Origin of the sequence: Rhodococcus sp. Z13, from assembly GCF_025837095.1 — a bacterium.
In the GTDB taxonomy this organism is placed as follows: domain Bacteria; phylum Actinomycetota; class Actinomycetes; order Mycobacteriales; family Mycobacteriaceae; genus Rhodococcus; species Rhodococcus sacchari.
This window is the reverse complement of sequence record NZ_CP107551.1, coordinates 2072926-2094643: the sequence shown is the minus strand read 5'-3', so window position 1 is coordinate 2094643 and position 21718 is coordinate 2072926. Positions and strand designations below refer to the sequence as shown.

Here is a 21718-nt window from a genome sequence, read left to right as displayed (position 1 = left end):
GACCACCGACGAATGCGAACCCACCCCCCGGCGTCGCTCTCGAAAATCCGTGCGGTAATGCACGCGGATCCGGCCGTGGGATCCGCCCCGCCCAGTGAACTCTCCCCCGTCGCCCCGACCTGCCGAAACGAAAGGAAACCGCAGGTCAGAACGGGTGTGTCCGGTGGGAGGCCGGATCCGTGCCCGTCGTCACCGTGATCCGGGCTACACCCGCCCGGATCGGTCGGGAACGAACGAAAAATTTTCTCCGACCTCTCGCGTGTCGCACCCCCTCGGGGCGCAGGTCAGAGGACATACCGCCTGCACGTACGGCTCGTGCCCGGACCCCGCGGCGGCGGTCCGGGCACGAGCCGTGGACGGTCAGTTCTGCAGGAAGGCGAAACCCTCCACGGTGCGGGCGACGGCGGCCCGCAGTTCGGTGACGGACGGGCCGTGGCGCAGCACGTCCCGCGAGACGTTGGGCACGACCGCCCGCAGATGGTCACCGGCGAGCCGGCGCACGTCCTCGGCGGTGCCGCCCTGGGCGCCCACACCGGGCATCAGGATGGGACCGTGCAGGCCGGACAGGTCGGGTGCCTCGGCGAGGGTCGCGCCGACGACCACACCCACCGAGCCGAGCCCCACGGCGTCGGCGTTGCGGGCCGCGGCCTCGTCCACCACGACCTGCGCGACGCTGCGCCCGTCGGCCACCCGGGCGGTCTGCACCTGCGCCCCTTCCGGATTGGAGGTGGCGGCCAGCACGAACACTCCGCGGCCCGTTCCGGCGGCCAGATCGAGCGCCGGAGCGAGCGAACCGAAGCCCAGATAGGGCGACACCGTCACCGCGTCGGAACGCAGCGGGGAGCCGTCCGAGAGCCACGTGCGGGCGTAGGCGTCCATCGTGGAGCCGATGTCGCCGCGCTTGGCGTCGGCGAGCACCAGGGCGCCGGCCTCCGTGAGCGCCGCGATGGTGCGTTCGAGGACGGCCAGGCCCGCCGAGCCGAAGGCCTCGAAGAACGCCACCTGCGGCTTCACGACGGCGACCGTGGTGCCGAACGCCTCGACGCACAGCTCGCTGAAGCGGGTCAACCCGTCGACGTCGACCCCGAGTCCCCAGGCGGTGAGCAACCCGGGATGCGGGTCGATGCCCACGCACAGCGGGCCCCGGCGGTCGAGAGCGTCCGCGAGCCGCTGTCCGAAGGGGGTCATGCCTGCGAGGCGGCCGCGTCGCGCAGGCGCGCGTGCATCCGCTGGATCGAGCTGACGCCGATGTCCCCGCGCAGGGCGGCCTCGATGCCCTGCACCGCGGCCGCGGCGCCCTGCACCGTGGTGATGCACGGGATGTTCGCGGCGACGGCGGCGCTGCGGATCTCGTAGCCGTCGATGCGCGGTCCACCGTTACCCCAGGGGGTGTTGATGACCATGTCGACCTCCCCGGCGCGGATCCGGTCGACGACGTCGAGGGCGCCCTCGGGCCGGTCCTCGCCGGAGACCTTGTAGACCCGCTCGCAGGGCACACCGTTGCGCTGCAGCACCTCGGCGGTGCCGACGGTGGCCATGATGTGGAAACCGAGATCCGCCAGGTGCTTGACCGGGAAGATCATCGACCGCTTGTCCTTGTTCGCCAGCGAGACGAAGACCGTGCCCGAGATGGGCAGCGAGCCGTAGGCGGCAGTCTGGCTCTTGGCGAAGGCCGTGCCGAAGTCGTCGTCGAGGCCCATGACCTCACCGGTGGACTTCATCTCGGGGCTGAGCAGGGTGTCGATGCCCGTGCCGTCGGCGCGGCGGAACCGGTTGAACGGCAGCACCGCCTCCTTGACGGCGACCGGCGAGTCGAGCGGGATGTGGCTGCCGTCGCCCTCGGCCGGGAGGATGCCCGCCGCGCGCAGGTCGGCGATGGACTCGCCGAGCATGACGCGGGCGCACGCCTTGGCCAGCTGCACCGCGGTGGCCTTGGACACGAACGGCACCGTGCGGCTCGCGCGCGGGTTCGCCTCGAGGACGTACAGGATGTCGTCCTTGAGGGCGTACTGCACGTTGAGCAGCCCCTTGACGCCGATGCCCTTCGCGAGCGCCGCCGTCGAGCGGCGGACGTTCTCGATGTCGGAGCGGCCCAGGGTGATCGGCGGCAGCGCGCAGGCCGAGTCGCCGGAGTGGATACCGGCCTCCTCGATGTGCTCCATGATCCCGCCGATGTACACGTCGGTGCCGTCGCACAGCGCGTCGACGTCGATCTCCACCGCGTCGTCGAGGAAGCGGTCGACGAGCACCGGCCGGTCGTCGGAGATCTCGGTGGCATTCGAGATGTAGGTCTCGAGAGCCTTCTCGTCGTACACGATCTCCATGCCGCGGCCACCGAGGACGTAGGACGGGCGCACCAGCACCGGGTATCCGATGCCGGCGGCGATCTCCCGCGCCCCCTCGAAGGTGGTGGCGGTGCCGTACTTGGCGGCGGGCAGGCCGGCCTCGTCGAGGACACGGCCGAACTCGCCGCGGTCCTCCGCGAGGTCGATGGCCTCGGGCGAGGTGCCGACGATCGGCACCCCGGCGGCCTTCAGGCGGCGGGCCAGGCCGAGGGGGGTCTGGCCGCCGAGCTGGACGATGACGCCGGCGACGGTGCCGGACTCGCACTCGGCGCGGTACACCTCGAGGACGTCCTCGAAGGTGAGCGGCTCGAAGTACAGGCGGTCGGCGGTGTCGTAGTCGGTCGAGACCGTCTCCGGGTTGCAGTTGACCATCACGGTCTCGTAGCCGGCCTCGGACAGGGTCAGTGCGGCGTGGACGCACGAGTAGTCGAACTCGATGCCCTGGCCGATGCGGTTCGGGCCGGAACCGAGGATGAGCACCTTCGGCTTGTCGCGCTGCTCGGCCACCTCGGACTCGGCCGCGGGGTCGAGTTCGTAGGTCGAGTAGTGGTACGGCGTCTTGGCCTCGAACTCGGCGGCGCAGGTGTCCACGGTCTTGTAGACCGGGTGGATGCCCAGCTCGTAGCGGAGGGCACGGACGTCGTCCTCGGAGGCGAACTGCTGCGGGCGCAGCGCCGCGATCTGCCGGTCGGAGAAGCCGTGGTGCTTGGCGAAGCGCAGCTCCGCGGCACCGAACTCGTCGGCGGAGCGGACGTCCTGGCCCAGCTCGACGATGTAGGCGAACCGGTCGAGGAACCACGGGTCGATCTTGGTGGCGTCGAAGATCTGCTCGACGGTCGCACCGAGCTCGAAGGCCCGCGCGATCTTGTACAGGCGGCCGTCCGTCGGCGTCCGGATCTCCTCGAGCAGCTCGTCGAGGGTGCCCTCGACCTCGGGGCCGGTCCAGAAGCCCGCCGACTTGGTCTCCAGCGAGCGCAGCACCTTGCCGAACGCCTCGGTGAAGTTGCGGCCGATCGACATGGCCTCACCCACCGACTTCATGGTGGTGGTGAGGGTGCCGTCGGCGCCGGGGAACTTCTCGAAGGCGAAGCGCGGGGCCTTGACCACGACGTAGTCGAGCGTGGGCTCGAAGCAGGCCGGGGTCTCCTTGGTGATGTCGTTGACGATCTCGTCGAGGGTGTACCCGATGGCCAGCTTCGCGGCCATCTTCGCGATCGGGTAGCCGGTGGCCTTCGAGGCCAGCGCCGACGACCGCGACACGCGGGGGTTCATCTCGATGACGATCAGGCGGCCGTCGCGCGGGTTCAACGCGAACTGGATGTTGCAGCCGCCGGTGTCGACGCCGACCTCGCGGAGGATGGCGATCGAGAGGTCGCGCATCTTCTGGTACTCGCGGTCGGTGAGGGTCATCGCGGGAGCGACGGTGACCGAGTCGCCGGTGTGGACACCGACCGGGTCGACGTTCTCGATCGAGCAGACGATGACCACGTTGTCGCGGCCGTCGCGCATGAGCTCGAGCTCGTACTCCTTCCAGCCGAGGATGGACTCCTCGATCAGGACGTTCGCGGTCGGCGAGGCGGCGAGGCCACCACCGGCGATGCGCTCGAGGTCGGCCTCGTCGTAGGCCATGCCGGAACCGAGGCCGCCCATGGTGAAGGACGGGCGCACGACCACCGGGTAGCCGAGCTCGGCGACGGTCTCGCGGACCTCGTCCATCGTGTAGCAGACCCGCGAGCGAGCGGACTCGCCGCCGCACTTGGTGACGATGTCCTTGAACTTCTGCCGGTCCTCACCACGCTGGATGGCGTCGAAGTCGGCGCCGATGAGCTCGACCCCGTACTTGTCGAGGGTGCCGCGTTCGGCGAGGGCGACAGCGGTGTTCAGCGCGGTCTGGCCGCCGAGGGTGGCGAGCAGCGCGTCGATCGGCGTGCCGTTGGCCTGTTCGGTGGCGATGACCTTCTCGACGTACTCGGCGGTGATCGGTTCGATGTAGGTCGAGTCGGCGAACTCGGGGTCGGTCATGATCGTGGCCGGGTTCGAGTTCACGAGCGAGACCCGCAGGCCCTCCTCGCGGAGCACCCGGCAGGCCTGGGTGCCGGAGTAGTCGAACTCGCAGGCCTGACCGATGACGATCGGGCCGGAGCCGATGACCAGGACGTGGGAGAGGTCGGTACGGCGTGGCATCAGTTCTTCTCTCCCTCGAGCATGCGGGTGAAACGATCGAACAGGTAGGCGGCGTCGTGCGGTCCGGCCGCCGCTTCCGGGTGGTACTGCACCGAGAAGGCGGTGCCGTCGAGGAGCTTGACGCCCTCGACCGCGCCGTCGTTGGCGCAGGTGTGGCTGACGACCGCGCGACCGAACGGGGTGTCGAACTCCTGGCCGGCCTCGCCCTCGAGCGCGAACCCGTGGTTCTGCGCGGTGATGGCGATGCGGCCGGTCTCGTGCTCGACCACCGGGATGTTGATGCCGCGGTGACCGAACTTCATCTTGTAGGTGCCCAGGCCGAGGGCGCGGCCGAGGATCTGGTTGCCGAAGCAGATGCCGAACAGGGGCAGGCCCTGGCCGAGCACCTCCTTGGTCAGGTGCACGGCGCCGTCCGCGGTGGCCGGGTCGCCGGGGCCGTTGGACAGGAACACCCCGTCGGCCTTCAGGTCGAGGATGTCGTGCAGCGTCGCGGTGGACGGCAGCACGTGCACGCGGATGCCGCGCTCGGCGAACATGCGCGGGGTGTTGGTCTTGATGCCGAGGTCGATGGCCGCGACGGTGAAGCGGGCCTCGCCGCCGGTGGGCTCGACGATGTAACCGGAGGGGGTGCTCACCTCGCCGGCCAGGTCGGCGCCGAGCATCGTGGGCTGGCTCTTCACACGGTCGAGCAGGGCGTCGACGTCGAGGTCGTCGCCCTTCCAGACGAGGGCGTCGCCGGAGAAGACGCCGGCGCGCATCGAACCGCGGGTGCGCAGGTGCCGGACCAGCGCGCGGGTGTCGATGCCCGCGAGGCCGACGACACCCTGACGCTCGAGTTCGTCCTGCAGCGAGCCGTTGGCGCGCCAGCTCGACACGCGGCGGGAGGGATCGCGCACCACGAAGCCGGCCACCCAGATCTTGGCCTCGGCCGCGTCGCCGGTGGGGCCGACGGACTCGTTGTCCTCGTCGTTCCAGCCGGTGTTGCCGATCTGCGGGGCGGTGGCCACCACGATCTGCCGGTGATAGCTGGGGTCGGTGAGGGTCTCCTGGTAGCCGGTCATGCCGGTGCTGAACACGGCCTCACCGAGGGTCTGTCCGACCGCACCGAAGGGGATACCGCGGAAGACGCGCCCGTCCTCGAGGACCAGCACGGCCGTGCCGCCGCCGAATGTTCTGCCGCTCATGCGTTGTCTCCGTTCTCTTCGACCGCACCAGAGCCGGCCGCACGGGCTGAGATCTCGCGTGTCGTGTTCGTCGTGTTGTTCGTCGTGATCGTCATCGTCGTTGTGATCGTCACCGTCTCAAGATTGTTCGCCGGTCCCGTTCGTCCAGAGCGGGTAGACCGACTTGTCGTCGCCGCGGAAACCGGTGTCGATCTCCGTGCCGGACGGGAGCTGCCAGCGGATGACCAGCACCCCGTCCTTCGTCATGACCTTGCCCGCCAGGCCCCGTTCGGTGCGGATCGCGCGGATCGACTCCTGCGGGATCCAGATCGGGGATGCGCCCGTGCGTTCGAGCAGCACCCCGGTGCGGTAGCGGCTCAGCTCCGCGGTGGCACGGTAGCCGAGGTCGCCGACAGCGATCCGGTCCTGCCAGCTCGGGGCGATGGTGCTGCCGACGTAGAGGCCGGTCGTCGGTTCGAGGATCCGCTCCCCCGGCTCGGCCGGGACGGCGGGCAGTTCCCCGATGACGTCCTGCTGGCGGCGGGCGCGTCCCCGCCAGCCCTTCCACATGAGCAGCACGAGCACGACCCACAGGGCCACGAAGCCGAGGGTGAGCCATACGCGATCCATGTCGCCGCCTACCTCTCACCGGTCAGGGGGAAGACCTCACCGTCGCGGGCGGTGATCCGTCCGCGCAGCACCGTGGTGGTCACCTTCCCCGGCAGCGTCATGTCCTCGTAGGGCGTGTTGTGGGAGATGCTCGCCAGCTCGCGGCCGCGGACCGTCCACTCGGTATCGGGGTCCACCAGCACGAGGTTGGCGGGCTCGCCCACCTCGATGGGGCGGCCCTGGTCGTCGAGGCCGACGATCTCGGCGGGCCGCTCGCTCATGACCTTCGCGACGCCGCGCCAGTCCAGCAGCCCGGGGCGGACCATCGTCTCGATCACGATCGACAGGGCCGTCTCGAGGCCGAGCATGCCGGGGCGTGCCTGCGAGAACTCGCAGCACTTGTCCTGTTCGGCGTGCGGGGCGTGGTCGGTGGCCACACAGTCGATGGTCCCGTCCGCGAGGCCGCGGCGCAGCGCTTCGACGTCGGATTTCTCGCGCAGCGGCGGATTGACCCGGTTGATGCCGTCGTAGCTCTCCAACCGCGAGTCGTCGAGGAGCAGGTGGTGCGGGGTGACCTCGGCACTGATCGAGATGCCCTGGGAGCGGGCCCAGCGCACCAGCTCGACCGTGCCGGCCGTCGACGCGTGGCAGATGTGCACGCGGGCCCCGGCATCACGGGCGAGCAGCGCGTCGCGGGCGACGACGGACTCCTCGGCGGCACGCGGCCAACCGGTCAGCCCCAGACGGGCAGCGGTCGGTCCCTCGTGGGCAACGGCACCGACGGTCAGCCGCGGCTCCTCTGCGTGCTGGGCGATGAGCACACCGAGCGAGGCGGAGTACTCGAGCGCGCGGCGCATCAGCAGCGGGTCGTGGACGCACTTGCCGTCGTCGGAGAACATCTTCACCCGGCCGACGCCGGCAGCCATGGTGCCCATCTCGGCGAGCTGCCTGCCCTCGAGCCCGACGGTGACGGCACCGACCGGGTGCACGTCGACGAGCCCGACCTCACGGCCGCGGCGCCACACGTGGTCGGTGACCACGACGGAGTCGGCGACCGGGTCGGTGTTGGCCATCGCGAACACGGCGGTGTAGCCGCCGCGGGCGGCGGCAGCGGAGCCGGAGTCGACCGTCTCGGTGTCCTCACGGCCCGGTTCGCGCAGGTGGGTGTGCAGGTCGACGAAGCCGGGCAGCAGGATCTGTCCCTTGCCGTCGACGACCTCGGCGTCCGCTCCGGCGTCGAGGCCGGTACCGATCGCGAGGATCTGCTCGTCGCCGAGCAGCACGTCGACCGGGTCGCCCTCGCCGTAGATCCGGACGTTGCGGATGAGCACCTGCGGCGTCACCTGTGTATCTCCTGTTCCTGTGTCGGCCGGTCGTGCGGAGTGCGTCACGACAGGGCCCCTTCGGTGCCCACCAGCAGCCGGAAGAGCACCGCCATCCGCACGTGCACCCCGTTGCTCACCTGCTGCAGCACCGCGGACTGCGGGGCGTCGGCGACCGGGAAGCCGATCTCCATGCCGCGCAGCATCGGGCCGGGGTGCAGGATCACGGCGTGTTCGGGCAGCAGCGCGGCGCGCTTGGCGTTGAGTCCGTATCGGATCGAGTACTCGCGGGAGGACGGGAAGAACCCGCCGTTCATGCGTTCGGCCTGCACCCGCAGCATCATCACCGCGTCGAGGCTCGGCAGTTCCGCGTCGAGGGAGTCGGCGACCGTCACCGGCCACGTCTCGACACCGACGGGGAGCAGGGTGCGCGGGGCGATGAGCACGACCTCCGCGCCGAGCATGCTCAGCAGCAGCGCGTTCGACCGGGCGACGCGGCTGTGCAGCACGTCGCCGACGATGCCGATGCGGCGGCCCTCGATCGCGCCGAGACGCTGACGCAGGGTGAGGGCGTCGAGCAGGGCCTGGGTGGGATGTTCGTGGGTGCCGTCGCCGGCGTTGACGACGGACGGTCCGGAGCCGGACTCGTTGGTCCACTGCGCGATCCGGTGGGCGGCACCCGAGGCGGAGTGCCGCACCACGAGGGCGTCGGCGCCGGCGGCGTGCAGGGTCAGGGCGGTGTCGCGCAGCGACTCGCCCTTCTTCACCGACGAGCTCGACGCCGAGACGTTGATGACGTCGGCGCTCATCCACTTGCCGGCCACCTCGAACGACACCCGGGTCCGGGTGGAGTTCTCGTAGAAGACCGTCATGACGGTGCGGCCGCGCAGGGTGGGCAGCTTGCGGACCTCACGCCCGAGCAGAGCCTGCTCGAACCGTTCGGCTTCGTCCAGAAGCTCGGTCGCGGAGTCCTTGGTCAGGTCCGCGATGGTGAGCAGGTGTTTCACTGGGTCTTGCCTCCCGAGATCTCGACCGCGTCGCGTCCGTCGTGTTCGGTGAGCAGCACACGCACGTCCTCGCTGCGGGCGGTGGGCACGTTCTTGCCCACGTAGTCGGCGCGCAGCGGGAGTTCGCGGTGACCGCGGTCGACGAGCACGGCGAGCTGGACCGCGCGGGGGCGGCCGAGATCGCGCAGTGCGTCGAGGGCAGCACGGACGGAGCGGCCCGAGAACAGGACGTCGTCGACGAGGACGACGAGTGTGTTGTCTACGCCGCCTTCGGGCACCGAGGTGCGTTCGAGCGGCCGGTGGGGTTTGGTGCGCAGGTCGTCGCGGTACAGCGTGATGTCGAGCGAACCGACGGGAACGCGGACTCCGGAGAACTCCTCGATGCGGTCCGCGAGGCGCTGGGCGAGCGCGATGCCGCGCGTGGGGATGCCGAGAAGCACGACGCGGGGCGCTTCGTCGCTGTCGAGCGCGGTCTTCTCGATGACCTGATGCGCGATCCGGGCGATGGTCCGGTTGACGTCGGCGGCGGAGAGCAGCTCACGGGCCGGTACGCCGGTACCGGAAGACGCAGTGGGGGTAGAAGCTGTGGACCCGTCCTCGGACACGGCCATGCAGCGACCTCCTTCTCCGCCTCACTGGACGGATCGTTAAAGGATGCCTGACGAATATCGAGCCTAGCAGCGCCCGGAGGGTGGCCCGGTACGGATGGCGGGTGAAGCCCGACACAGGCCCCGGACACGGGTCCGGAAACGCGGAACGGGCCCGGCGGGACTGTCCCGCCGGGCCCGTTCACCGGGTCCGTCATCCCCGTCCGGGGCGGCGCGTCAGTTCTCGTCCGAGTCCTCGGCCGGGCGCACGCGCGTCGCCGCGGCTGCTGCACGCACCTGGTCGGCGACCGCGACGATCTGCCCGAGCACACCGTTCACGAAGGCCGGCGAGTCGTCGGTGGACAACTGCTTGGCCAGCTCGACCGCCTCGTCGACGGCGACCACGGGCGGCACGTTGGTGGCGTGGAACAGTTCCCACACCGCGATGCGCAGGATCGCCCGGTCGACCGCCGGGAGCCGATCGAGGGTCCACTCGTGCAGGTGATCGGCGATGGTCCGGTCGACCTCGTCGAGGTGGTCGGCGACACCGCCGATGATGGTCTGCGCGTAGGCCGGGACCGGCGCGACCTGGTCGTCGGCGATCGCGAGTTCGACGCGGTCGGCGGCGAGGTCGACGGGGTGCACGTCGCGGGCCTCAGCCTCGAAGAGCAGATCGACCGCGCGCTTGCGGGCCTTGTGCCGGGCCCCGAGCTTCTTCTGGTTACCGGACACTCAGGAGTTCACTCGCCCGAGGTAGCTGCCGTCACGGGAGTCGACCTTGAGCTTGTCGCCGGTGTTGATGAACAGCGGGACCTGGATCTCGGCGCCGGTCTCGAGGGTCGCAGGCTTGGTGCCGCCGGTGGAGCGGTCGCCCTGCAGGCCCGGGTCGGTGTGCTGGACGACGAGCTCGACCGTGACGGGGAGCTCGACGAACAGCGGGGTGTCGTCGTGGGTCGCGACCTGCACCGGCATGTTCTCGAGCAGGAACTTCGCGGCGTCGCCGAGGAGCTCGGGCGAGATCGTGATCTGGTCGTAGGTCTCGCCGTCCATGAAGACGTAGTCGGTGCCGTCGTTGTAGAGGTACGTCATGTCACGGCGGTCGACGGTGGCGGTCTCGACCTTGACACCGGCATTCCAGGTCTTGTCGACGGTCTTGCCCGACGTCACATTCTTGAGCTTCGTACGCACGAAGGCAGGGCCCTTGCCCGGCTTGACGTGCTGGAACTCGATGATCTGCCAGAGCTGTCCATCGATTTTCAGAACGAGTCCGTTCTTGAAGTCACTGGTATCAGCCACTTGTTTCGTGTCTCCTAGGGTCGAGGAACCGCCCTCAAACGACGGTCAATGTCTTGTCGGTGAGCGTAAGCAGCTCCGGAGACTGCTCCCGCACCACGAGCGTGTCCTCGATCCGCACGCCTCCGCGCCCCGAGAAGTACACACCCGGTTCGACGGTCACCGCCGCACCGGCGACAAGTGTACCGGTCGCCGCGGCACCGATTCCGGGTGCTTCGTGGATCTCGAGTCCGACGCCGTGTCCGAGACCGTGCAGGAACAGCTCCCCGTGGCCCGCCTCGGCGATGACCGACCGGGCTGCGGCGTCCACCGCCGCGCACTCGACGCCCGGGGCGAGCGCCTCCCGCCCGGCCTGCTGGGCGCGCAGCACCAGTTCGTACAGTTCCCTCTGCCAGTCCGCGGCCCGGCCCAGCACGTAGGTGCGGGTCATGTCGGAGTGGTAGCCGCAGATCTGCGCTCCGAAGTCCAGTTTCACGAAGTCGCCGTCGGCGAGGACCGCACCGGTGGGGCGGTGGTGCGGGATCGCGGAGTTGGCTCCGGTCGCAACGATGGTCTCGAAGGAGATGCCGTCGGCGCCGTGCTCGAACATGCGCCATTCGAGGTCGCGGGCGACCTCCTTCTCGGTCCGTCCCGGTCGCAGCCCGCCGGCGGCGATCAGGTCGGCGAGGGCACGGTCGGCGGCGCCGCAGGCGGCGCGCAGGAGACCGATCTCGTATTCGTCCTTCACGGCCCGCAGCTGCTCGACGAGACCCGGGGCGGGTGTGAAGTGCACCGATGCCGCGAGCGAGTCCCAGCGGGCCCGTTCGTCGACGGTGACGACGTGGCTCTCGAAGCCCCAGCGGGCCCCGGCGGTACCGAACTCACCGACGAGATGCGCCGCGGAGGCACGGGCGATCACCGCCCGCAGGTCGGGGACCTGTTCCCCCACCTGCGTGACGTAGCGGCCGTCGGTGCAGATCAGGGTGCGTTCGTCGCCGTCGGCGGCCACGAGCAGCGCCGCGTTGGATCCGGTGAAGCCGGTGAGATAGCGGATGTTGAGCAGATCCGTCACCAGCAGGGCGTCGAGTTCACGGGCGGCGAGCAGTCCGCGCAGTGCGCGGCGGCGGGAGGCGTGATCGGCGGGCATGGGCACAAACTACCGCGCGGCCCGGTGCGGGACAGGAGACCCGGTGTGGGACGAGACACACTGTCGGCCTCGCCACCCGTTACCCTCGGGTACATGAAACCCTGGTTGCTCCGCGGGCTCGGTCTGGCTCTGGTCCACGTGGTCGTGCGTGTACTGCTCGGTGCTGCTCTCGTCCAGTGGCCGCTGCAAGGATCGGTTCTGCGCTGGCTGGGCCTGATCGTCGTGGTGGTCGCCGCCTTCCTGTGGGCGGGTCTCGACGGGATCCGCGACCGCCGCGCCCATCCGGATCCGGAGGAGGGCGCCGATCTGACGTTGCGCTGGCTCGCCGCCGGTGCGGTCACCGGCATCGTCGGTGGTGTGCTCACCTGGCTGGTCGACACGGTCACGGCGATTCCTGTGGGTGTGACCTCCCTGTTCTTCGAGGTGACCTCCGGTGCCGCGTTCACGGTGCTACTGGTCTTCCTGCCGGCCACCGCCGCGGTGACCCTGGGTCGGTTCTTCGCCCGCCGCCAGGAACGCAGGGCCGAACGCAACGACGACTGGTCGGAGCACAGCGAGCATCACGTTTCCACTCCGGCCACGGCCGACCCGGCGTGGCGCGACGCCGACGCTCCCACGACGACGTTCCCGACGGTGAATCCGAAGCAGTAGTACTGCAGCGAATTCCACTCCTACGGTCCTGAACAGGCGTTTTCCGCGCTCTCATTGTCGGTTCAGGTCACGATTCGGTGGAGCGCGCTCGGTTCCGGCCCCCAGGACGGTCCGTCCTACCGACCACCGGAACCGAGGAGGCCCCCGTGACCGAGACATTGGACCTGTCCCCCGCGACCCGCCGTATGGAGCGGATCCTGGCGGCGATCGACGACACACAACTGTCGGCGCCGACCCCGTGCACGGGCACCCCCGTGAACGTGCTCGTCGATCACGTGCTGGGACTGTCGTCGGCCTTCACCGCCGCAGCCCGCAAGGACCACGGACCCCACACCGACGCACCACCCGTCTTCTCCGGCGCACTGCCACCGGACTGGCGGTCGGTCGCCGCCGAGCTGCTACCGGCCCTGGCCGCCGCGTGGCGTGACCCCGAGGCCTGGACGGGCACCACCCGGGCGGGCGGACTGGATCTGCCCGCTCCGGTCGCCGGGCTCGTCGCCCTCGACGAACTTGTCGTCCACAGCTGGGATCTCGCGGTGGCCACCGGGCAGGAGTACGAGTGCGAGCCGTACGAGATCGCCGCGTGCACCGCCTTCGCGGCGCAGACCACCGACGAGGATCGGGCGGACGGAGGCCTGTTCGGCCCCGTCGTCCCGGTCGGCGACGATGCGTCGCCACTCGACCGGCTGCTCGGGCTCACCGGTCGCGATCCCCGCTGGAACCCGGAGACGGCGGCACGGTGAGACCCGGGAGTGCCGAACGACGGTGGAACCCGTCAGAGCCGAACGACGGTGGAACCCGTCAGAGCCGAACGACGGTGGAACCCGTCAGAGAAGAACGGTGCCCGCGTCGGCCTTGCCCTGGCGCGCGACCTCCGAGTAGGCGGCAGCCAGCAGGGTCGGGTCCGGGCCCTCGAGTCGGCCCGGCTTGGCGAGACCGTCGAGCACCACGAACCGCAGCATGCCCGCCCGGTTCTTCTTGTCGGTCTGCATGCCCTTGAGCAGATCCGAGAACGCATCCGGATCGTAGGTGGTGGGCAGGCCGACCGCTTCGAGAATCGTGCGGTGTCGGTCGGCGGTCGCGTCGTCGAGACGGCCGGCGAGGCGGCCGAGTTCGGCGGCGAAGACCAGGCCCACCGACACGGCGGCGCCGTGGCGCCAGCGGTAGCGCTCGCGACGCTCGATGGCGTGACCGAGAGTGTGCCCGTAGTTGAGGATCTCGCGCAGGCTCGACTCCTTGAGGTCGGCCGCGACCACCTTCGCCTTGACCTCGACCGAGCGGCGGATCAGCTCCGGCAGGACGGTGCCGGTCGGATCGAGCGCGGCCTCCGGGTCCTGCTCGATCAGCTCGAGGATGACCGGATCGGCGATGAAACCGGTCTTGATGACCTCGGCCAAGCCCGCGACCAGCTCGTTGCGCGGCACCGTCTCGAGGGTGGCGAGGTCGACGAACACCGCCGAGGGCTCGTGGAAGGAGCCGACGAGGTTCTTCCCGGCCTCGGTGTTGATGCCGGTCTTGCCGCCCACGGCGGCGTCGACCATCGCGAGCAGCGTGGTGGGGATGTGGTAGACCCGCACGCCGCGCATCCACGTCGCGGCGACGAAGCCGGCGAGGTCGGTGGCGGCGCCGCCACCGAGGCTGATCACGGCGTCGGAGCGGGTCAGGCCGATGCGGCCGAGCACCTCCCAGCAGAAACCGGCCACGGCGAGGTCCTTGCCGTCCTCGGCATCGGGGATCTCGATGCGGTGGGCGTCGATCCCGGTCTCCGCGAGCGCCTCCCGGACGACCTCGGCGGTGGCCGTGAGTGTCGGCTGGTGGAAGATCGCGACGGTGCGGGTGCCGGACAACTGTTCGACGACGTCGCCGAGCAGGCCCCGGCCGATGATCACCGGGTAAGGCTGCGCCGTCTGGACGTCGATGCGTACCGGTTCGGTCACGATGTGGGGCTCCGATCCTCGCTGGGGGTCTGACCGGCGGGGACATCCGCCGCTTCGAGTTTGGCGAGCACCTGCTGGACGACTCGCCCCGGGCTGCGCCCGTCGGTGCGCACCCGGATGGTCGCCGCCTGCCGGTACAGCGGCCGGCGACGACGCATGAGTTCGCGGTACTTCTGTGCGGGGTCGCCCCCGGCGAGCAGCGGTCGCGTGTCGCTGGTGCCGGTGCGGCGCAACCCCTCGGCGACGCTGATCTCGAGGTAGACGACGGTGTGGCCGGCGAGCCGGGCACGGGTGCGTTCGGACAGGATCGCTCCCCCGCCGAGGGAGACGACCCCGTCGTGGTTCTCGAGCGCCTGCGCCACCACGTCCTCCTCGATCGCCCGGAAGGCGGGTTCGCCGTCCTGCGCGAAGATCTCGGGGATGGTGCGGCCCGTGACGCGCTCGATCTCCGCGTCGGTGTCGAGCAGCGGCACGTCGAGGGCGTTGGCCACCCGCCGGCCGATGGTCGACTTGCCCGCGCCGGGCGGGCCGATCAGGACAACACGTGGAGCCATGACGTCACCGCGGCGGACGTGCCGCGATGCCCTTCAGGTAGTGGTCGAGGTTGCTCGCGGTCTCTGCGACCGAGTCGCCACCGAACTTCTCCAGCGCAGCCTGGGCCACGACGAGGGCGACCATCGCCTCGGCGACGACCCCCGCGGCCGGGACTGCACACACGTCGGAGCGCTGGTGGATCGCGACGGCCTCGTCGCCGGTGGTCATGTCGACGGTGGACAGCGCGCGCGGCACGGTGGAGATCGGCTTCATCGCGGCACGCACCCGCAGCGGCTCGCCGTTGGTCATGCCGCCCTCGATGCCACCGGCGCGGTTGGACGAGCGGACCACGCCGTCGGGGCCGGGCTTCATCTCGTCGTGTGCTGCGCTGCCGCGGCGGCGGGCGGTCTCGAAGCCGTCGCCGACCTCGACGCCCTTGATGGCCTGGATGCCCATGAGGGCCGCGGCGAGGCGCGCGTCGAGACGATCGGCGCCGCTGACGAACGAGCCGATGCCCACGGGCAGGCCGTGGACGACGACCTCGACGACACCACCGAGGGTGTCACCGTCGCGCTTGGCGGCCTCGATCTCGGCGATCATCGATTCCTCGGCGGCCTTGTCGTAGGCGCGCACCGGGCTCGCGTCGATGGCCTCGAGGTCCTCGGGCCGCGGTTCCGGGCCGACGTAGGGATCGGAGGAGCCGATGGAGATCACGTGCGAGACGATCTCGGCCCCGAAGACCTGCCGCAGGAAGTTGCGGGCGACGGTGCCGGCGGCGACGCGGGCCGCGGTCTCACGGGCGCTGGCCCGTTCGAGGACGGGGCGGGCGTCGTCGAAGCCGTACTTGAGCATCCCCGCGAAGTCGGCATGACCGGGGCGCGGGCGGGTGAGCGGCGCATTGCGGGCCTGCCCCTCGAGCACGGCCGGGTCGACCGGGTCGGCGGCCATGATGGTCTCCCACTTGGGCCACTCGGTGTTGCCGATCTCGATGGCGACCGGACCGCCGAGGGTACGTCCGTGCCGGACACCGCCGATGACGGTGACCTTGTCGGCTTCGAACTTCATGCGTGCGCCGCGGCCGTAGCCGAGTCGCCGCCGCGCGAGTTGCTCCGAGATGTCGTTCGACGTCACCTCGACACCGGCGACCATCCCCTCGAGCATCGCGACGAGGGCGGGACCATGGGATTCTCCAGCAGTTATCCAACGCAGCACGGGGTCCATCCTTCCATGTTCGCCCCGCCCTTCGTCATACCGCCCCTGGCCAACCGGTCAAGATCGACGCCGTCACCGCGGCCACGCACATCGACGGGCCGTGCGGAAGGCCGCGGGGACCGCTCCCCTGCGTGCGGCGATGGCGCTCCCGCAGCCGCACGACCAGCGCCGCGAGGACCGTGAGCACCGACGGCAGCAGGGCCGCGAGCAGCACCGCGCCGGGGCCGGTGGTGCCGGTGACTGCGCCGAGCCCGAGGGCGAGTTTGACGTCGCCGGCGCCCAGCGACCACGGTGCCACGAGGTGCGCGACGAGCAGGGGCACCGTGAGCAGGAGGGCCCCTGCGAGGGCGGATCGTCCGTGACCGGTCGCGGTCGCCGCGACCAGGGCCGCGGCCGCGCCCCCGAGGGTGAGTGTGTTCGGCAGGCGCCGTGCGAGCAGGTCGACGGTGCTCGCGCACACGCACCACCAGCCGAACAGCGCCGCGGCGATGATCCCCGCGCCGGTGGCGACGGTGGCGGCGAGCATTCCCGCCGCCGCGCATGCCGCTTCGCACCGGCCCGGTGGTGGCCGGCGTCCCGCCATCCGCCCGGACAGCTGCCGCACCGTCACTCCCGCCACGACGCCGAGCACCGTCATCACGATCGTGGTCGTCACCCCCGTCATGTGTCCGAGCGTGCCCGGCCGGGTGGGCGCCGAGCGGCGACACGCGCGGCGCAGGACCCGTTCTGGGGATACTCGCGGATCCTGGGGAGAAATCCCGCCGCTCCCCCGGTTCACCTGCGAGGATTGCCGGGATTCGTCGGGTCGGAAGGTCTGTCGGAAGGATCTGCTCGGATGGAGATTTCGTCGCTGCTCGAACACGTCGGCACGGCCGTGGACGTCGTCGGGGTCGGGGTCATGGTGATCGGTGCGCTGGTGGCGACGTGGATCGCGGCGACCGCGCGCCGCCGCGACCGGGACGCCCGGGTGTACGAGCCGTACCGGCGGAATCTGGGCCGGTCGATCCTGCTCGGCCTCGAGTTCCTGGTCGCCGCCGACATCATCAAGACGGTCGCCGTGACACCGACGTTCACCTCGGTGGGTGTGCTGGCGGTGATCGTCCTGATCCGGACCTTCCTGAGCTGGTCGCTGCAGCTCGAGATCGACGGGCGGTGGCCGTGGCAGCGACGGGACGCCGAGCCCGCGCGGACAGGCACCGAGGTCGGTTGACCCGCCGCTCGGACACACGCGCGGAAAAGGACTCCGCTGTCCACCCGCGCAGGCATCGCGGGTGGACAACGGAAGATTCGGGCTCCGGTTACCGGCTGCGTTACTTCGCGTCGACGAGCTCGAGGATGGTGGCGTTGGCCTGGCCGCCGCCCTCGCACATGGTCTGCAGACCGTAGCGGATTCCGTTGCGGCGCATGTGGAAGATCATGTCGGTGAGGATGCGGGCACCGGAACCGCCGAGGGGGTGACCGAGCGCGATGGCACCGCCGTTGGGGTTGAGCTTGTCGTCCGGCGCGCCGATCTCCTTCTGCCACGCCATCGGCACCGGCGCGAACGCCTCGTTGACCTCGAAGACCCCGATGTCGTCGACGGACAGACCCGACTTGGCGAGAGCCTTCTCGGTCGCGGGAATGGGCGCGGTGAGCATGATGACCGGGTCGGCGCCGGTCACGACCGCGGTGTGGACCCGCGCGAGCGGCGTCAGGCCGTACTTCGCGGCGGCCTCCTCGCTCATGATGAGCAGGGCCGCGGAGCCGTCGGAGATCTGCGAGGAGTTTCCGGCATGGATGACACCGTCCTCCTTGAAGACGGTCTTCAGGCCGGCGAGCTTCTCGACGGTGGTGCCGCGGCGGATGCCCTCGTCCTGCGAGACGACGGTGCCGTCGGGGGTGGTGACCGGCACGATCTGGTCGGCGAACAGGCCGGCGTCCTGGGCGGCCGCGGCGCGCTCGTGCGACCGGGCGGAGAAGGCATCGACGTCGGTGCGGCTCAGCCCCCACTTCTCGGCGATCATCTCGGCGCCGATGCCCTGGTTCGGGCGCACCCCGTCGTAGCGTTCCATGAACGCTTCCGGGTACGGCGAACCACCGACGGCGACGGAGGTGCCCATCGGCACCCGCGACATCACCTCGACACCGCCGGCGACGACGACGTCGTAGTGCCCTGCCTCGACGCTCGCGATCGCGAAGTTCAGTGCCTGCTGGCTCGAGCCGCACTGGCGGTCGATGGTGACGCCGGGGACGGTCTCCGGCCAGCCCGCCGTGAGCACCGCGGTACGGGCGATGTCGACGGCCTGTTCACCGGCCTGCTGCACGCAACCCCAGATGACGTCCTCGACGACGGCCGGATCGATTCCGGCACGCTCGACCAGCGCGTTCAACACCACGGCGGACAGCTGGGCGGGGTGCACACCGGACAGACCGCCGTTCCTCTTCCCGACGGGGGTGCGTACGGCCTGGACGATGACTGCGCTCACTGTGTGCTCCTTCGCGACCCGGGGGCCATTCCTGTGACGGTCGCCACGACCGCCGGACGTCCCCGACACTACTTCGCGAAGGAGCCGGAAAGGGCTTGTCGACCATTGTTTTCCGGAATGGCAGCCCTCACCGCTGTCTATGGATCGAGCGGCAACGTCAGGCCGGGTGCGACGCCCCGAGATCGAGGCCGACGGCGCGGGCCATCTCCGCGCGCGGGGCGGGCAGTCCCGTGAACTGCTCGACCTGCCCGAACGCCTGGTTGAGGAGCATGTGCAGACCGCTGACCACGCGGGAGCCGCGTGCCTCGGCCGCCGCCGCGAGCGGGGTGGGCCAGGGATCGTAGATCGCGTCGAGGATGCACGGTGCGTGGGCGAGGGTCTCGGCGTAGGGAGCGGCCGCGGTGGCCGGCACGGTGCTCACCAGCGCCCCCGCCTCGGCGCACACCCGGGCCAGTTCCGGGGCGTCGAACGGCAGCCAGCGGGCCTCGATGTCGTCGCCCAGACAGTCGAAGGTGGCGTGGGCCTTCTCTTCCGAGCGGGCGACGACGGTCACCGAGCGGACCCCCAGGTCGGTCAGGCCGACCAGGGCCGGTCGCGCGGTGCCGCCGGAACCCACGACCACGGCGGAGGTTTCGGACAGGTCGCCGACCCCGGCCGAGCGCAGCGCACCGGACACACCGTCGACATCGGTGCAGTCGGCCCGCCAGCCGCCGTCGATCCGCACGAGCGTGTTCGCGGAGCCGATCGTCACGGCGCGGGCGGTGCGTTCGGTGGCGAACTCGAGGGCCGCGAACTTGCCGGGCATCGTCACCGACAGGCCGACCCACTCCTCCCCCAGACCGGAGACGAGGGCGGGCAGCTGTTCGGCGGTGCACTCGATCCGCTCGTAGGTCCAGTCGGTCAGTCCGAGCGCCCGGTACGCCGCGAGGTGCAGCTGGGGCGACTTGGAATGCGCGATGGGCTTGCCCAGGACCGCGGCCTTGCGGGCGCCGCGGGTGATGTCATCGACCACTGTTGAGGATTCCGCTCTCGAGAGCCAGTCGGGTGTTCTCCAGGTGTTCTTCGTAGGTGTCGGCGAACAGGGTGGTGCCCTCGGCGTCGACGGTGACGAAGTAGATCCAGGCGCCGGGATCCGGGTTCTCCATGGCCTGCAGCGCCGCGAGGCTCGGCGAGGAGATCGGCGTCGCGGGCAGGCCGACCTTGGCGTAGGTGTTCCAGGGGGTGACGCGAGCCCGGTCCTCGTCGGTGGTGGCCAGTTCGGTCTCGTCGAGTTCGTAGTTGACGGTCGAGTCGAACTGGAGCATCTGGTCGATCGCGAGCCGGTTGAGGATCACGCGGGCGACCTTCGCGAAATCCTTGGGGAGGGCTTCGCGTTCGACGAGGGAGGCGGCGATGAGCATCTCGTAGGGGGTGAGTCCGACGCGGGCTGCGGCCTCGGTGATGCCGGTGGACTCGTAGCCGGCGGTGCTCTCCGACACGAGCTGGGACAGGATCTCGACCGGTTCGGCCGACGGGTCGAAGTCCCAGCTGCCGGCGGCGATCAGTCCTTCGAGCTGGCGGCGCCGGTCGGGAACGTTCGCGACGGCGTCGCGCGCCCAGGCCGGGACCCCGAGGGTCTGCAGGTCGATGGTCGAACCCGCCGCGTCGAGTTCCTCGTAGCTGACGCAGGTCTCGGCGCCGGGGTCGCCGTAGCAGCTGGCCTCGGAGATGAGGGTGTAGATGCCCTTGCGGACGGCGCCGGTGTTGACGTCGCGGATGTCGTGCAGCTGGCGGCCCTCGGAGATGACGAGGGCACCCACCCGGCTCTCGGGGTCGACGAGGGCCGACACCGCCTCCACGGCAGGGAGGTTGGTGGGCACCGCGTAGTAACCGGGGTGCAGGGCGTTCATCCCGGAGTTCTGCACGGCCGCCTCGTAGAAGGCGTCGGTGCTGGCGACGATGCCCTTGTCGACGAATTCGACGCCGATCTCCTCGGCGGTGTCGCCGGGCTCGACCTGCACGATCGCCACGGGCCCGGGCGGGCCGGTGAAGTCCGGGGCGCTGCTGAAGAACCGGTCGTACGCGAAATAGCCACCGCCGAGGACGACGACGAGCATGATCACGGCCGCGAGGGCACCGACGATGCGGCCGCGGCGCTTGCGCTTCTCGGCTGCGGCGCTGCGGCGACGACGTCGGCCGGCGGGACGTTCGACGGTACCGACCGCGGTGGGCAGGGCCCGGTGTTCCGCGGTGACGGCGGTCGGATCGAACCCCGGCGCGGGATCGAACCCCGGCGCGGGATCGAACCCCGGCGCGGGATCGGACTGCTGGGTGGGTTCGACGTCCGGGTGGGCGTAGTGCTCGTCGCGCTCCGCGTACGAGTAGCCGCCGGGATACTCGTCGTCGGAGTACCGGCCGTACCCCTCGCCGGTGTCCTGGTGTCCGGTGTCCTGGTATCCGGTGTGGTCGTATCCGGCGTGGTCGTATCCGGCGTGGTCGTATCCGGCGTGGTCGTATCCGGGTTGCCCGTAGGCGTCCTCGGCGTATCCGCCGCCGGGTGGAGGGCCGTCGAAGGCTCCGGGCCCGAAGTGCATGACGGTGGTCTCGGCGTCCGGCGAGACGTCACCCGGCGCCGGGGCGTAACCGTCGTCGTAACCCGGCTGAGCGGGATGGTCGTCGTGAGGGTGGCGATGCTCGTACCGGTGCTGCTCGTACCGGTAAGGATCGGCGAACAGATCCTCACGTGCGTTCTCGGGATGATCGTCGTGCCGTCCGTGTCGGCTCACCGACTGCCCCCCGCGTCCTGCTGCCCCGACTCGTTCACAACCGAACTCCGCTCGTCCAACCAACCCTGCAAGATGGCCACGGCGGCAGCCTGGTCGATGACCGGCCGCGCACCTCGCGCACTCACCCCGCTCTCACGGAGGGCGCGTGCCGCAGTGACCGTCGTGAAGCGTTCGTCGGCCAGGCGCACGGGAACGTCGGGCAGGGCGCGGCGAAGTCGACGTGCGAACTCGCTCGCCAGTTTCGCGGCCTTGCCGGGCTCACCGCGCAGTGTCTGCGGCAGCCCGACGATAACCTCAACCGCCTCGTACTCCCTAACGATCTCGAGGATCCGCCGGATATCCGGCGCGTCGGGACCACGCTCCCTGGACCGCGGAACCGTCTCGACCGGCGTGGCGAGGATGCCGTCGGGGTCGCTGGACGCGACCCCGATCCGCACACTCCCCACGTCGATGCCGATGCGGCGCCCTCGGCCGGGATCGTCCACGCCGGGACGATCGGGACGCGGCAAGTCGGCCAC

General features: G+C 70.4%; 21 protein-coding genes. 3 read left to right on the top strand and 18 right to left on the bottom strand.

From position 1 onward, the window contains the following. Nucleotides 1-360 precede the first annotated feature (360 nt). The 10 genes from pyrF to OED52_RS09580 all read right to left on the bottom strand — a co-directional run bounded on the left by pyrF (nt 361) and on the right by OED52_RS09580 (nt 11636). Nucleotides 361-1188: an orotidine-5'-phosphate decarboxylase gene (gene pyrF, locus OED52_RS09625; protein WP_264154402.1), complete on the bottom strand. Its 828-nt coding sequence runs from the start codon at nt 1186-1188 to the stop codon at nt 361-363. Then, nucleotides 1185-4529: a carbamoyl-phosphate synthase large subunit gene (gene carB / locus OED52_RS09620; RefSeq protein WP_264154401.1), complete on the bottom strand. Its 3345-nt coding sequence runs from the start codon at nt 4527-4529 to the stop codon at nt 1185-1187. Before carB ends, pyrF begins: the two co-directional genes overlap by 4 nt. Next, nucleotides 4529-5713, bottom strand: coding sequence for a glutamine-hydrolyzing carbamoyl-phosphate synthase small subunit (gene carA, locus OED52_RS09615; RefSeq protein WP_264154400.1), 1185 nt, complete (start codon nt 5711-5713; stop codon nt 4529-4531). The genes carB and carA overlap by 1 nt, the downstream gene beginning before the upstream one ends. Nucleotides 5714-5830: 117 nt before the next feature. Beyond that, a complete protein-coding gene (locus tag OED52_RS09610) occupies nt 5831-6322 on the bottom strand; it encodes a PH-like domain-containing protein (RefSeq protein ID WP_264154399.1) in 492 nt (163 codons plus the stop codon). Between the two features lie 8 nt (nt 6323-6330). Next, on the bottom strand, nt 6331-7644 hold the full coding sequence (locus OED52_RS09605) for a dihydroorotase (RefSeq protein ID WP_264154398.1): 1314 nt from the start codon (nt 7642-7644) through the stop codon (nt 6331-6333). 44 nt (nt 7645-7688) lie between these two features. Continuing rightward, on the bottom strand, nt 7689-8630 hold the full coding sequence (locus tag OED52_RS09600; RefSeq protein WP_264154397.1) for an aspartate carbamoyltransferase catalytic subunit: 942 nt from the start codon (nt 8628-8630) through the stop codon (nt 7689-7691). Further along, nucleotides 8627-9241: a bifunctional pyr operon transcriptional regulator/uracil phosphoribosyltransferase PyrR gene (gene pyrR / locus OED52_RS09595; protein WP_264154396.1), complete on the bottom strand. Its 615-nt coding sequence runs from the start codon at nt 9239-9241 to the stop codon at nt 8627-8629. The genes OED52_RS09600 and pyrR overlap by 4 nt, the downstream gene beginning before the upstream one ends. Nucleotides 9242-9454: 213 nt before the next feature. Then, nucleotides 9455-9949 carry a transcription antitermination factor NusB gene (gene nusB / locus OED52_RS09590; protein ID WP_264154395.1) on the bottom strand — a complete coding sequence of 165 codons (495 nt, stop codon included), beginning with the start codon at nt 9947-9949 and terminating at the stop codon, nt 9455-9457. Beyond that, entirely contained in the window at nt 9950-10513 is a 564-nt protein-coding gene (gene efp / locus OED52_RS09585; RefSeq protein ID WP_264154394.1) for an elongation factor P, read from the bottom strand. Nucleotides 10514-10547: 34 nt separating this feature from the next. Then, on the bottom strand, nt 10548-11636 hold the full coding sequence (locus OED52_RS09580) for a M24 family metallopeptidase (RefSeq protein WP_264154393.1): 1089 nt from the start codon (nt 11634-11636) through the stop codon (nt 10548-10550). A 93-nt stretch (nt 11637-11729) separates the two neighbouring features. On the opposite strand from OED52_RS09580, the gene OED52_RS09575 reads away from it, so the two are divergent. Next, nucleotides 11730-12287 (top strand): B-4DMT family transporter, encoded by a 558-nt coding sequence (locus tag OED52_RS09575; protein ID WP_264154392.1) that lies wholly within the window; start codon nt 11730-11732, stop codon nt 12285-12287. 185 nt (nt 12288-12472) lie between these two features. Continuing rightward, nucleotides 12473-13030, top strand: a complete 558-nt coding sequence (locus OED52_RS09570) for a TIGR03086 family metal-binding protein (RefSeq protein WP_413247756.1) — start codon at nt 12473-12475, stop codon at nt 13028-13030. Between the two features lie 84 nt (nt 13031-13114). Here the strand turns inward: OED52_RS09570 and aroB are convergent, their stop codons facing one another. Genes aroB through OED52_RS09550 form a run of 4 tightly spaced genes read right to left on the bottom strand, consistent with a single transcriptional unit; the run spans nt 13115 to nt 16634 of the window. Further along, nucleotides 13115-14224 (bottom strand): 3-dehydroquinate synthase, encoded by a 1110-nt coding sequence (aroB, locus tag OED52_RS09565; RefSeq protein ID WP_264154390.1) that lies wholly within the window; start codon nt 14222-14224, stop codon nt 13115-13117. Beyond that, a complete protein-coding gene (locus OED52_RS09560) occupies nt 14221-14778 on the bottom strand; it encodes a shikimate kinase (RefSeq protein ID WP_264154389.1) in 558 nt (185 codons plus the stop codon). Before OED52_RS09560 ends, aroB begins: the two co-directional genes overlap by 4 nt. Nucleotides 14779-14782: 4 nt before the next feature. After that, the gene (aroC, locus tag OED52_RS09555) at nt 14783-15970 is read right to left on the bottom strand and encodes a chorismate synthase (protein ID WP_264154388.1); all 1188 of its coding nucleotides are present in this window, start codon (nt 15968-15970) and stop codon (nt 14783-14785) included. Nucleotides 15971-16004: 34 nt separating this feature from the next. Further along, complete coding sequence (locus tag OED52_RS09550) at nt 16005-16634, bottom strand: prepilin peptidase (protein ID WP_264154387.1); 630 nt, start codon at nt 16632-16634, stop codon at nt 16005-16007. 171 nt (nt 16635-16805) lie between these two features. On the opposite strand from OED52_RS09550, the gene OED52_RS09545 reads away from it, so the two are divergent. Then, nucleotides 16806-17180 carry a DUF1622 domain-containing protein gene (locus OED52_RS09545; RefSeq protein WP_264154386.1) on the top strand — a complete coding sequence of 125 codons (375 nt, stop codon included), beginning with the start codon at nt 16806-16808 and terminating at the stop codon, nt 17178-17180. 100 nt (nt 17181-17280) lie between these two features. Here OED52_RS09545 and OED52_RS09540 read toward each other — a convergent pair whose 3' ends face one another. From OED52_RS09540 to ruvX, 4 genes are all read right to left on the bottom strand, one after another. Further along, on the bottom strand, nt 17281-18435 hold the full coding sequence (locus OED52_RS09540; protein WP_264154385.1) for a thiolase family protein: 1155 nt from the start codon (nt 18433-18435) through the stop codon (nt 17281-17283). A 157-nt stretch (nt 18436-18592) separates the two neighbouring features. Continuing rightward, entirely contained in the window at nt 18593-19447 is an 855-nt protein-coding gene (locus OED52_RS09535) for a shikimate dehydrogenase (RefSeq protein WP_264154384.1), read from the bottom strand. After that, the gene (locus OED52_RS09530; RefSeq protein ID WP_264154383.1) at nt 19437-21200 is read right to left on the bottom strand and encodes an endolytic transglycosylase MltG; all 1764 of its coding nucleotides are present in this window, start codon (nt 21198-21200) and stop codon (nt 19437-19439) included. The genes OED52_RS09535 and OED52_RS09530 overlap by 11 nt, the downstream gene beginning before the upstream one ends. Further along, a complete protein-coding gene (gene ruvX, locus OED52_RS09525) occupies nt 21197-21718 on the bottom strand; it encodes a Holliday junction resolvase RuvX (RefSeq protein ID WP_264154382.1) in 522 nt (173 codons plus the stop codon). The genes OED52_RS09530 and ruvX overlap by 4 nt, the downstream gene beginning before the upstream one ends.

What these genes read in the sequence shown, in the direction of transcription:
- pyrF (WP_264154402.1), bottom strand. Translation starts at nt 1,188, where the DNA reads ATGACCCCCTTCGGACAGCGGCTCGCGGACGCTCTCGACCGCCGGGGC.
- carB (WP_264154401.1), bottom strand. Translation starts at nt 4,529, where the DNA reads ATGCCACGCCGTACCGACCTCTCCCACGTCCTGGTCATCGGCTCCGGC.
- carA (WP_264154400.1), bottom strand. Translation starts at nt 5,713, where the DNA reads ATGAGCGGCAGAACATTCGGCGGCGGCACGGCCGTGCTGGTCCTCGAG.
- OED52_RS09610 (WP_264154399.1), bottom strand. Translation starts at nt 6,322, where the DNA reads ATGGATCGCGTATGGCTCACCCTCGGCTTCGTGGCCCTGTGGGTCGTG.
- pyrR (WP_264154396.1), bottom strand. Translation starts at nt 9,241, where the DNA reads ATGGCCGTGTCCGAGGACGGGTCCACAGCTTCTACCCCCACTGCGTCT.
- OED52_RS09580 (WP_264154393.1), bottom strand. Translation starts at nt 11,636, where the DNA reads ATGCCCGCCGATCACGCCTCCCGCCGCCGCGCACTGCGCGGACTGCTC.
- OED52_RS09575 (WP_264154392.1), top strand. Translation starts at nt 11,730, where the DNA reads ATGAAACCCTGGTTGCTCCGCGGGCTCGGTCTGGCTCTGGTCCACGTG.
- OED52_RS09570 (WP_413247756.1), top strand. Translation starts at nt 12,473, where the DNA reads ATGGAGCGGATCCTGGCGGCGATCGACGACACACAACTGTCGGCGCCG.
- OED52_RS09560 (WP_264154389.1), bottom strand. Translation starts at nt 14,778, where the DNA reads ATGGCTCCACGTGTTGTCCTGATCGGCCCGCCCGGCGCGGGCAAGTCG.
- OED52_RS09550 (WP_264154387.1), bottom strand. Translation starts at nt 16,634, where the DNA reads ATGACGGGGGTGACGACCACGATCGTGATGACGGTGCTCGGCGTCGTG.
- OED52_RS09545 (WP_264154386.1), top strand. Translation starts at nt 16,806, where the DNA reads ATGGAGATTTCGTCGCTGCTCGAACACGTCGGCACGGCCGTGGACGTC.